13 protein-coding genes are annotated in these 12101 nt (G+C 37.7%); all 13 read left to right on the forward strand.

Going from position 1 to position 12101, the window contains the following annotated elements:
* Positions 1-100: 100 nt before the first annotated feature.
* The 13 genes from ACRQ5D_RS29090 (at position 101) to ACRQ5D_RS29150 (ending at position 12100) form a co-directional block, all read left to right on the forward strand.
* The gene (locus tag ACRQ5D_RS29090) at positions 101-1186 is read left to right on the forward strand and encodes an NAD-dependent epimerase (RefSeq protein WP_091162528.1); all 1086 of its coding nucleotides are present in this window, start codon (positions 101-103) and stop codon (positions 1184-1186) included.
* A 91-nt stretch (positions 1187-1277) separates the two neighbouring features.
* Entirely contained in the window at positions 1278-1613 is a 336-nt protein-coding gene (locus ACRQ5D_RS29095) for a hypothetical protein (protein ID WP_431198582.1), read from the forward strand.
* Positions 1601-2407: a glycosyltransferase gene (locus ACRQ5D_RS29100; RefSeq protein WP_431198583.1), complete on the forward strand. Its 807-nt coding sequence runs from the start codon at positions 1601-1603 to the stop codon at positions 2405-2407. Before ACRQ5D_RS29095 ends, ACRQ5D_RS29100 begins: the two co-directional genes overlap by 13 nt.
* Positions 2408-2434: 27 nt before the next feature.
* Positions 2435-3238 (forward strand): phytanoyl-CoA dioxygenase family protein, encoded by an 804-nt coding sequence (locus tag ACRQ5D_RS29105; RefSeq protein WP_091162526.1) that lies wholly within the window; start codon positions 2435-2437, stop codon positions 3236-3238.
* A gap of 31 nt (positions 3239-3269) precedes the next feature.
* Entirely contained in the window at positions 3270-3626 is a 357-nt protein-coding gene (locus ACRQ5D_RS29110; RefSeq protein WP_432327454.1) for a hypothetical protein, read from the forward strand.
* A gap of 612 nt (positions 3627-4238) precedes the next feature.
* Positions 4239-4745 (forward strand): GNAT family N-acetyltransferase, encoded by a 507-nt coding sequence (locus ACRQ5D_RS29115; RefSeq protein ID WP_090526775.1) that lies wholly within the window; start codon positions 4239-4241, stop codon positions 4743-4745.
* Between the two features lie 23 nt (positions 4746-4768).
* Positions 4769-5302, forward strand: a complete 534-nt coding sequence (locus ACRQ5D_RS29120) for a hypothetical protein (protein ID WP_432327456.1) — start codon at positions 4769-4771, stop codon at positions 5300-5302.
* Positions 5303-5339: 37 nt separating this feature from the next.
* Positions 5340-5795 (forward strand): GNAT family N-acetyltransferase, encoded by a 456-nt coding sequence (locus ACRQ5D_RS29125; protein WP_432327457.1) that lies wholly within the window; start codon positions 5340-5342, stop codon positions 5793-5795.
* A gap of 260 nt (positions 5796-6055) precedes the next feature.
* On the forward strand, positions 6056-7771 hold the full coding sequence (locus ACRQ5D_RS29130) for a polysaccharide biosynthesis protein (protein ID WP_256337315.1): 1716 nt from the start codon (positions 6056-6058) through the stop codon (positions 7769-7771).
* A gap of 183 nt (positions 7772-7954) precedes the next feature.
* Positions 7955-8914, forward strand: coding sequence for a PAS domain-containing protein (locus ACRQ5D_RS29135; protein ID WP_432327459.1), 960 nt, complete (start codon positions 7955-7957; stop codon positions 8912-8914).
* A 202-nt stretch (positions 8915-9116) separates the two neighbouring features.
* Positions 9117-9431: a hypothetical protein gene (locus ACRQ5D_RS29140; protein ID WP_431198585.1), complete on the forward strand. Its 315-nt coding sequence runs from the start codon at positions 9117-9119 to the stop codon at positions 9429-9431.
* Between the two features lie 576 nt (positions 9432-10007).
* On the forward strand, positions 10008-10445 hold the full coding sequence (locus tag ACRQ5D_RS29145; RefSeq protein WP_091162517.1) for a helix-turn-helix domain-containing protein: 438 nt from the start codon (positions 10008-10010) through the stop codon (positions 10443-10445).
* A 401-nt stretch (positions 10446-10846) separates the two neighbouring features.
* Positions 10847-12100 (forward strand): MBOAT family O-acyltransferase, encoded by a 1254-nt coding sequence (locus ACRQ5D_RS29150; protein ID WP_223266063.1) that lies wholly within the window; start codon positions 10847-10849, stop codon positions 12098-12100.
* Position 12101: the final 1 nt, after the last annotated feature.

Here is a 12101-nt window from a genome sequence, read left to right on the forward strand (position 1 = left end):
GATACAGGCATTTACCATTATTTAAGCGTTCGCGCTTATAATCAACCAATAATCAACGCCTTCCACTCAGGCTTTCATTCAAACCTAATTTCACTTATTTATGAAAATTTTAATTACCGGCACTGCGGGATTTATCGGCTATCATTTAACCCAAAAATTACTTAAACGCGGTGACACCGTTGTAGGCATTGATAATATTAACGATTATTACGATGTAAAGTTAAAGCACGCCCGATTGCAGGATGCCGGCATAAAAGTATCAGGAATGGTTTATAACAAACCTGTTTGCAGCACAAAACATCCAAATTATACGTTTATTAAACTGGATATAACGGATAAGGAAAATCTGCAGCAGCAATTCCAAAACTATCAGTTTGATGCCGTTTGTAACCTGGCCGCACAGGCCGGTGTGCGCTACAGCCTTACTAATCCCGATGTTTATATTGACACAAACGTAAAAGGATTTTTAAACATCCTGGAATGCTGCAGACATTTCAAGATTAATCACCTTGTTTACGCCAGTTCATCAAGCGTTTACGGTTTAAACAAAAAAATGCCCTTCAGCGAGCATAATATCGCCGATCATCCGGTTTCATTATATGCAGCATCAAAAAAAGCCAATGAAATGATGGCCCATACCTACAGCCATTTATTTAACCTGCGAACTACAGGGTTACGTTTTTTTACAGTTTATGGGCCGTGGGGTAGGCCGGATATGGCTTTATTTATTTTTACCAAAGCAATTCTGGAAGGCAGGCCTATTGAAGTTTTTAACAACGGTAATATGCTTCGCGATTTTACCTACGTAGATGACATTGTTGAAGGCATTATGCATGTTATTGATCAGCCGGCAGAGCCCAATTTTCTGTGGGATGCCAAAGATCCTGATCCGGCTACATCATCTGCACCTTTCAGGGTGTTTAACATTGGCAGAGGAGCACCGGTTAACCTGCTTGATTTTGTAAGCGAAATTGAGGCACAAGTGAACAAAAAAGCAATTAAAACACTAATGCCAATGCAGGATGGCGACGTTGCTGAAACCTGTGCCGATGTTTCAAATTTAGATGAAATGCTGAACTACAAGCCTCAGGTTTCTGTTCATACAGGGGTTGAGCGATTTATTGCATGGTATAAAAAATATTACCATATTAAAAGCACCAGGCCCGAGCCGGTCCTTGTTCACTAAAATACCACCGCCGATAACGGTGCATTGTCTTTGAACGGCATTACATCCCCAATTAAATCCTCGCTCATAACCTATTGCTTATTATACCATCATGGCAAGCAAAAAAGTGCTGATCGCCTGCGATTCGGCCAAATCGTTGATTGATTTTAGAGGTAAATTAGTTGAGCTGATGCGGAGAGAACATACTGTTTATGCTTTTATCCCTGCAATACCGCCCGAGCAACGCGCAAAACTGGCATTGCTAAACATCGTTTTATTTGAAAACAATCTAAACGGCAGTAATGTATCGATCTTATCTGATCTGAAATACGCGTTGAAACTTTACCGACTCATTAAACAGCTAAAGCCGGATGTTTTTTTCCATACACTCTTAAACCGGTTATATATGGAACACTTGCAGCCAAACTGGGCGATGTGCGAAAAATAACCCCGATGCTTTCGGGTCTTGGGTATAACTTTGTTAACGGTAACACATCTTTAACAAGCAAAATTACACGCTTACTACTTAAGTTCAGCCTTAAAAACAGACAGGGGTTGTCTGTCATCTTTCAAAATAAAGATGATGTACAAACGCTGCTTGATTCTAAAATAATATCGGCAAAGCATCAAACTGCAGTAGTTAACGGATCGGGAGTTGATTTGAGCTACTATACCCCTACCCGGCCGGATATTAATAATATAAGCTTTATCATGGTATCCAGGCTAATCAATGCCAAAGGGATCCGCGAATATTTTGAAGCGGCGCAAATTGTATTCCTAAAACACCCGCAGGTAACTTTCAAACTAATCGGATCCTATGATGATAATGTCGATGCCATTCACCCCGACTTATTTTCGGAAATAAAGCACCGGAGTGTAATTAATTACCTGGGCGCCGTTGATGATGTAAGACCATATATAAGCAGTTCATCTGTTGTGGTACTGCCTTCATACTATCGGGAGGGAATTCCACGGTGTTTGCTTGAAGCCATGGCTATGGCGCGTGCCATTATAACCTGCGATTCTGTTGGTTGCAGGGAAACTGTCGAAACGTCACCCAACAGCAATGGATTTTTAATACCTGTAAAAAACACAGCCGAACTTGTGCAAAAAATGGAGTATTTCATAACCAACAAGGAAGCTATCAGCAGTTTTGGGCTTAACGGACTGGCCTTGGCAAAGGAAAAATTTGATGTGCATAAAGTAAATGCTATGATGATGCAGATTATGGACCTGAACTAATTAGCCGAAAATCAACAATACAAATTCATGAGAAATAGACTTAACTACGGAGACAGGCACTTTGAAGATTTCCGCGTTGCGATGCGTGATTACGGATGGGTTATTTTTGAGAATGCTTTAGACAGCGATTTTGTTGCAGTTATTAATGAGGACTTAAAGGAAGGGTACGTAAAACGACGAGCCATTCAGGAAAAAAACGGGATAGGCTCTAATATGGTCGGCACACTTCACCACCTTGTTGAAAAGGACAATTTCAGCTTACCGTTTATTGAAAAAATGTATTGTGCCGATGAGATTGCTTATTTTTTGAGTGGTAATTATATACTTAATGGCTTTAATGCTGTAATACACACCCAGCAGCAACATCCTTATGTAAGTAACATGCACCGTGATGTGCGCACATTTTTAGGCGACACGAAATTATTAGTGCAAATGATAGTTACCCTTGATGATTTTACCGAAGAAAACGGTGCTACCTATTTCCTGTCGGGCTCACATAAAACAGATATCAGACCTAACGAAACTTATTTCTACGAAACCGCCGACAGGGCGGTAACACCAAAAGGAAGTATCATCCTTTTCGACTCCAATATATGGCATGCTGCCGGCGAAAATAAGACAATTAAGCAACGCCGGGCGTTAACGCTGGGATTCACCCGCCCTTTTATTAAACCACAAATGGACTATCCAAGGGTATTAGGCTACGACTTTATTGATAAGCTTAGTGCAGATCAGCGGCAGGTATTGGGTTATAATTCACGTATCCCAGAAAGCCTGGAAGAATATTATCAGCCCATTCATTTAAGAATGTATAAAAGCGACCAGGGATAACAACTTTATTTTTCACACTCAATTTACAGTCATGCAAAAAAATAAAGCCGCGTTAAAACCCATAGGCGGGTATTTGGAGCTGGAACTGCCCAAAGGGAATGAATACTATCCCGATTTGGTTAGGTTAAACACAGGACGTAATGCATTAGAATACATACTGATACAAAAAAAATATCATAAAATTTATATTCCTTATTTCACCTGCGATGTATTGCTTGAACCAATTGTACGAATAGGCATTCAATACCAGTTTTATCATATTGATCGGCAGTTAGATCCCATAATTGATTTTGAGATTGAGCCTGACGCCTGTTTTTTATATACCAATTACTTTGGTATAAAACAAAAAAAGCATCAGAGCTTAGCGTCAAAATCAAAAATCTTATAATTGATAATTCGCAAGCCTTTTTTTCAGAGCCCCTTGCCGGCATTGATACATTTTACTCGTGCCGTAAGTTTTTTGGCGTTCCGGACGGAGCATACTTAAGCATTAAAAGAAAACTCACTAAAAAGTTACCCGTAGATAGCTCAGTAAACCGGTTTTCGCACCTCATAAAAAGTATAGACGCAGGTATAGAAGCCGGGTATTCTGACTACATTAACAACAGCAAGGACCTGGAAAACAACGAGATCAGGTCCATGTCGTTATTAACCCGAAAGATACTTACAAGCATTAATTACAACGAATGTGTATTTGCAAGGCAACGAAACTTTAATTTTTTGCATAAGCACCTTGCTGAATTTAACCTGCTCAAGTTTGATGCCGCTGATGAGCATACAGTACCGCTGGTTTATCCTTTTTTAACTAATGACCGGCACTTAAAAGTACATCTGATACAGAAAAAAATATATGTTGCTACCTACTGGCCTAATGTATTTAAGTGGACTAAGAAAAACACCAACGAAAATTACCTGGCCCGGTGCTTAGTACCATTACCAATCGATCAACGGTATGACCTTCAGGATATGTTTTATATGTTAAATACGCTAAGACTTTTTTATGACCATTTCAGTTTACATACGCCCCCTTGTAATAGAAGATGCGTCCGTATCTTACGCATGGCGTAACGACCCATTGATATGGGTTTATACAGGCTACAAACCCACTCATTATATTAGTTCGGAAATAGAAACAGCCTGGTTACGTGAAAAGCTGGCCAAGCCCGATCAGCTTAGATTTGCAATTTGTGTTAAAGAACTTAATACATATATAGGTAATATCCAACTGCTTGATATTACTGATCATGACGCAGAACTGCACCTGTTTATTGGTAACAAACTTTACTGGGGTAAAGGAATTGGTTACCAGGCAACAGTACAGATGATACGGTATGGCTTTTTAATAAAGGAACTGGATGAGATTTATTTAAAGGTCCACCCTGCAAATATCGCGGCAATCACTGTTTATGAAAAGGCCGGATTTGAAATTACAGGTAAGGTAAATGATTTGATTACAATGAGTATTACCAAAAGTAAATTTGTTTGCCTTCAAAATCAACAGTCATAATTACTATCATAAACTTTAATTCAATGATTAAGATCTTTACCCTGCTCAATAAAGATAAATGGATTTTTTACGTCGGTAATTCGGCCGAATATGATTTTTATCATACATGGCATTATCACTCCCTTGAAACAGCTGGAGATCCTGTTTTATTTATTTATGAGGAGTCAGATACCTACATCGGCTTCCCCCTACTGCAGCGAAAAATTCCGGGTTCTGATTATAGCGACCTAACCTGTGTATATGGTTTTTCGGGTCCGTTTTCAAACAAAAGGATTGATGAGATAGATGAGGACTTGATGGAAAATTTTAAAAGCGCTTTCAACAATTTCCTTATAAAGGAAAGGTACGTATCTGTTTTTGTAAGACTTCATCCTTTTTATAAGCAGCAAAAATTACTGGAGAAATTTGGAGGTGTTCACGAAAACGGAAAAACGGTAGTACTTGACCTTTCAGTGCCTATTGATGAACAGCGCAAAAAATACAGGCAATCAACCATGGATGCTATTAAGCACGCATGGAAAATGGGGTTTAAAGTAAAGGACGAGAACAAATGCTGACGGCTTAAACACCTTTGTCGAAATTTATACCGAAAACATGAAACGCGTTGGCGCCAGTAGCTACTACCTGTTTAATGAAAAATACTTTTCAGAAATATTAAACACCTCTGAATATGAGGCCCGTTTGCTTACTGTTTACTACAACGACATTGCAATTGCAAGCACCATAATAGCCTTTACAAATGGCATTATTCAAGCCCATTTAGTTGGTGCCCGCGCAGAATATTTACATCATAGCCCAACCAAATTTCTGGCCGATTGCATAACGCAGATTGGCAGAGAAAAAGGAATGAAATATTACAACCTGGGCGGTGGCCTTGGATTTAAAAACGACAAGCTCTTTGACTGGAAATGCGCCTTCTCCAACCTCCATCTTGACTTTAAAACATGGAGATATATTGCCAATCCCGAAATGTACCAAAAGCTTTTGCAGGATAAGGGCATTGAAGAAAATGCCGAAGTAGACTTTTTTCCGCTATACAGATACGCTTAAGATAATACCTAAATAAACCAGTTATGATATACCTCAAAAATTTGTTATTCCAGGATAAGTTCCATTCAAGATGGTTAATCCTGGTAATTGACCTGATGGTAGTTTTGTTATCATTATGGACATCTCTATATTTTAAAAACCGGCTTCAGTTTGATCCCATCAGTCTTTATTATATGCTCTTTTATTGCAGCAATGCGGTGCTGGTTTTTATGATAATGAAAATACATACATGTATTATCAGGTATTCCAACACACGGGATATGATGCGGATTTTAATAACCGTACTGGCAAGTAACGTTACTTTTCTGCTGTTTTATCATTTGTTCTTCGCGTTCTATCTTAAAATAGATGTCAGCGGATTGATGGATGTGCTGCTGATCAATTTCTTTATCACTTCGTCTATGCTTATGTGTATGCGTATTATTATAAAGGATGTTTTTAAATACATTGAGACAACAAGCTATAAAGTTGAAAAAGAAAATGTACTCATCTACGGCTCCACCGAACCTTCCATACTAATTAAAAATGCCCTTGAAGCACAAAAAGGATTTATACTCAATGTTCAGGGCTTTATCGACACCGGGGTTGACAGAATATCAAAATGCATTGAGCAAAAGCAGGTTTATCCTATCAAATCAATTGATATGCTAAAAAAACGCTATGATATAAAGTCAATGCTGATAACATCCGAGGATATAAAAATCGATGGGAAAAGAAAGGCGGTTGAAAAATGCATTGAACTTGGCATAAAAGTAATTGTTGTGCCGTCATCAGACCAGTGGATCAATGGCAAGCCAAACCTAAATCAGTTTAAAGACTTAAAAATAGAAGACCTGTTGGAGCGAAAACCCATAAAAATCTGCAATGAACATATTTTAGATGACATTAAAGGTAAAAGGATTTTGATCACGGGTGCTGCCGGTTCAATAGGTTCTGAGCTCGTAAGGCAAGTGTTAATGTATAGTCCGGAATTTGTTGTATTATGTGACAGGGCCGAAACCCCGTTGCACGATATTCAAATGGAAATTGAAGACGGTTTGTACGGAAACCGCACCAGGATCTTTATTGCTGATATCCAAAATTCTGGTCGTATAAAAACACTGTTTAATTTATACAGGCCTCAAATAGTATTTCATGCGGCAGCTTACAAGCACGTACCGATGATGGAAAATAATCCAACCGAAGCTATTTTAACCAACGTATGGGGCACAAAAATCCTGGCAGATATTTCAATAGAATTTAATGTCGAAAAATTTATAATGATATCAACAGATAAAGCGGTGCGTCCAACAAACATCATGGGGGCCTCAAAACGGATAGCCGAAATGTATATTCAATCGTTAAATAACCTGTTGTTTGAAGAGCATTTTTTCAACTCTGATCCGTCAAAAGGCAACCAAACCAGGTTTATAACAACCCGCTTTGGTAATGTCCTTGGATCAAACGGCTCCGTGATCCCTCGCTTTAAAGCACAAATTGAAAAAGGCGGGCCTGTTACTGTTACCCACCCGGATATCACAAGATACTTTATGACTATACCCGAAGCTGTACAACTGGTACTTGAAGCAGCCGTAATGGGTAATGGGGGTGAAATATTTTTGTTTGACATGGGCGAGCCAGTAAAAATCGCCGATCTGGCGGCGAATATGATAAAAATGGCTGGTCTTGTTCCGGGAAAAGATATCCAGATTGTTTATACCGGCTTGCGGCCCGGCGAAAAACTATATGAAGAGTTGTTAAATGCGGAAGAAGAGGTAATACCTACTTATAACAAAGACATCAAAATCTCCAAAAACATCCCGGTTAGTTACGCTAAGATCAATAATTTAATAAAGGACCTTTTGGAACTTAACCTGCATAATGAAGTTGACTTGATGGTATCGAAAATGAAAACCATATTGCCTGATTACATCAGCAATAATTCCCAATATGAAAAGCTCGATGTAAAATTGATTGACAAACAAATGGTAAACTGAGCTTTTTTTGTAATTTATATGATTAATCTTATAGGTTTTCAATAATAATTTGCAGATTTAAGCAGATTATAACCTAAGATCCCATTCGTATTACAATGGGCAAAGCTGATGATTGTTATTTTTTAAAGAGGAAATCCAATGTCCTTTGATCCGAATTCTGACTTTTTTGAGATAGCGTTCAACGTGACGGAGCATACTGAGGCCATGCTGGCTTATTGGGATAAAAACCTGATTTGCCGGTATGCCAATAAAGCTACGGCCGATTGGTTCGGGATAACCCCCGAGCATATGATCAATAAATCACATCTTTCGGAGATTTTGGGAACATTATTTGACGTGCAGCTTCCTTATATTAATGGTGTGTTAGGCGGTAAAATACAGGTTTTTGACCAGGTAATTCATTTGTATTCGGGCAAAGCAAAAAACGTGCGGATAACTTATCATCCTAACTATGTTGAAGGTGAAATAAAGGGTTTTTATGCGCATATGGCAGACATTAGCCCCTTAAATAATAAATCCCACGATAATAAAACAGGAGTAGAAAAACTACCTGAGTTTGTAACTCAAAACGACCAGCTCCTTGAAAATGTTGCAAAAACACTAAATGAGAACCTGTTTATCGGGTTTCCGAGTATCTCTGCACTTTCAAAACAACATTTTGTATCTGAGTCGAAATTAAAAAGGGATTTTAAGCAAAACTTCGGCAAAACTATTTTCTCCTATTACCGGTATCTGCAAATGGAAATTGCAGACAGATATATAAGGGAAAAGCGCTGCAATAAAAACCAAATGGCAGTAATGCTTAATTTTTCCAACCCGTCAAACTTTTCGGCATGCTATCATAGATATTTAGAAGAAAAATCATCCGATGGTGAGCTCATCGAAACACAAAAAGAAGATAATACGCATAATAAAACGCTTATAGAACAGGCCCCTATTGCTATTGCCATGTTCGATAACCAGATGCAATTTATTGCTGCTTCAAAAAGATGGGTTGCCGAATATAAACTTGAAAACACAGGTTTTATTGGAAAAAGTATTTATGAAGTTTTACCAGCCACAAAAAAGAAATGCGAAAAGCTCCATAATCATTGCTTAAAAGGTAATATATATCAATGTGATGGCCTGCTCTTAAAAAAATGATGGTACCCGCGTTTGGCTAAAGTGGAATATTCACCCCTGGTTTACAACTTCGGGAGAAACAGGCGGACTATTTATCCATACCGAAGATATCTCCAAAATTAAAGCCATAGAGAAAGAAAACAAACAGGCCGAGAAGCTTTTAAAAAGAGCTGCAACCTTGTCAAAAATAGGTACCTGGACACGGGATCTGCTTACCCATACCATGCAATGGGATAATGTTATAAAAAGCATCCTTGAAGTACCTGAGTACTTTGTACCTGATATAAAAACGATATGGAAGCTTTTTAAACAAGGTAAAAGCGAGAGACTCAGTAAAAAAGCTTTAAAAGACGCATTAAAATACGGAAGCTCTTTTGATATTGAAGTTGATATGATAACCGCCAAAGGTAATTCAAGAAAAATAAGAATTATTGGTTATCCTGAATTTCAAAATAATAAGTGTAAAAAGCTATCAGGAATACTTCTGGATATCACTCCTCTTTCACCATTTAAAACAGCCAACTTTTTGACGGATTGAGCTGTTTAGAAAAATATTTTATCGTAATGATCTCCAATCGGTAGATAAAAAAAATGATAATTCGCCAATATTTTATGAGTTTATGTGTTTACATTAGCGCCATGTATTAAATTTATCTTATTTTGAAAAAAATTACACCTTTAGTAAAATTAACTAAAATAACACTTTATTGGATGGATAGCAGTTTAATAACTTAACTACCACTCACAAAAACTGGCAAATATTGACCCCAAAAACGTGCAGAGCCATTTTTACCATTCCTAATTAACGTGCATTAACGCCTTCTACAGGTATAATTTGACCTTTTATAGGTTGAATTAAGATAGGAAGTATACATAAATTTAGTTCACAAACGATGATATGAATTATCAACAAGGTCATTGCTTGTTTATTGATAAACGAATGTGAAGCATTAAATACCAAACAAATGAGTAACCTAAACTTAAATCATGATTCAAAAAAATCCGAGACCCGATATTTATGATCATAAGTATCTATGAGTAATTTGCAGTTTATTATAACCTAAATTAATTATGCTAACCAACTAAAAATTGACACCTAATCGAATCTAATCTTATGCACAGCAAAGTTTATTACCCTGTTAGCTCATATATCAATAATGATCAAAGATCTATTGGTATTAATGACACTCAAGATTTACATTTTGGCAAAATTGTAGAGCGAATTGTTAGACGTGACCATATGGGGATAAGTGAAATCGCCCGGAAACTCAACGTAAGCCGCAGAACCTTATACAATTGGTTCAATACCAAAAGGCTTAGCTTTGATATAATTTGTCAGATCGGTATCGTTATTGAGCATGATTTTTCAAAGGAATTTCCCAATGAATTTGCTTTGAGATTTAACTCACCTAATGCCGAAAAGGATATCGAAACCCATGAAGCAAAAGAGGCTCCGCTTGATGCCATATATTATTGGATGGACAAGTATATAAAATTGCTTGAAAAATTCAATGAAGCGTTACGTAACGAAAACACACTAAAGCCAGATTGATGGCTTCCAGATTTCACAAAATTATTATATTGACAAAAAGCTTTTACTCACTTTTTTTATACAGTTGTAAGTTGGTTGCTGCAAAACAGCGATCAATTTTTGTTGCCTTTTGTTATACATCTACATCTACCTATTTCCCAGCCTCTATACATACTGAATATCCCTAAGTCGGCCACTTTGGCTATTTTTTAAAATTCACCATCATGCTTTTTAATTCCTTTGGGTTCGGAATATTTCTGATTGTGGTTTTTGTGCTTTATTGGTTTGTACTTAACCGAAAACTGCAACAGCAAAATTTGTTACTGCTAGCTGCAAGCTATTTTTTTTACGCTTGCTGGGACTGGCGGTTTCTTTTACTGTTAATTTTTTCGACCCTTTTAGATTATTTTACCGGGCTAAAAATGTACCAGGCAAAAACACATCGCCTAAAAACCTTTTGGCTTTGGTTAAGCATATCTGTAAACCTGGGCTTTTTGGGTGTTTTTAAATACTACAATTTCTTTGCAGCATCGCTTGCCAGCATATGCGCCAGTATAGGGATCCATTTAAGCCCGTTTACCCTAAATGTAATCCTGCCTGTCGGTATCTCTTTTTATACATTTCACGGTTTATCATATGTAATTGATGTTTACAAAAACCGTATTAAAGCCGAACGGAACTTCATCGACTATTCATTGTTCGTAAGTTTTTTTCCGCTTTTGGTGGCGGGCCCTATCGAACGGGCAACACACCTTTTGCCCCAGGTAAAAACAAAGAGAGAGTTTAACTACCAGGACGCAATTAATGGCTTGAGACAAATTCTATGGGGCCTGTTTAAAAAAGCTGTAATTGCCGATCAATGTGCCGACTATGCCAACATGATATTTGCAAATAGTTCGCATTATTCAGGCAGTACCCTGGTTTTAGGCGCTATATTTTTTGCATTCCAAATCTATTGCGATTTCTCAGGATATTCTGATATGGCATTAGGCATAGCAAAACTTTTTGGATTTGAACTACTTAGAAATTTTGCATTCCCGTACTTTTCAAGAGATATGGCCGAGTTTTGGCGCAGATGGCATATCTCACTATCGTCATGGTTTAGAGATTACTTATACATACCTCTTGGGGGCAGCAAAACAGGCACCTGGCTCAAAGTAAGAAACACATTAATCATCTTCTTGGTTAGCGGCTTTTGGCACGGCGCCAACTGGACCTTCATCATCTGGGGCCTTCTAAATGCTTTATTCATTCTCCCTTCTATCCTTTTAAAAACAAACAGAAACCACCTCGAAATTGCAGCCAAAGGCAAAGCTATGCCAACGTTCACCGAATTCATGCAAATGATAGCTACATTTCTGCAGGTAATTTTTGCATGGATCTTTTTTAGGGCTGATAGCGTTACACAAGCATTTAAATACATCGGCCGGATTTTTTCACGATCTCTTTTTTCAATACCTCAATTAGATGTTAACAAGGCACAATTGCTTGAGGTGATCACTCTTATCCTATGTTTTATAATTGTTGAGTGGCAGGGGCGGGAAAACCAATATGCCATTGAGAAGTTAAGCTGGTTAAGAAAAAGAGGGTACAGATTGACCTTTTACTATACATTGGTGATAGTGATTTTTTTATTTACAGGAAAAGAGCAGCAGTTTATTTACTTTCAATTTTAAG

This window comes from Mucilaginibacter sp. P25, assembly GCF_050859465.1.
Taxonomy (GTDB): Bacteria; Bacteroidota; Bacteroidia; order Sphingobacteriales; family Sphingobacteriaceae; genus Mucilaginibacter; species Mucilaginibacter gossypii.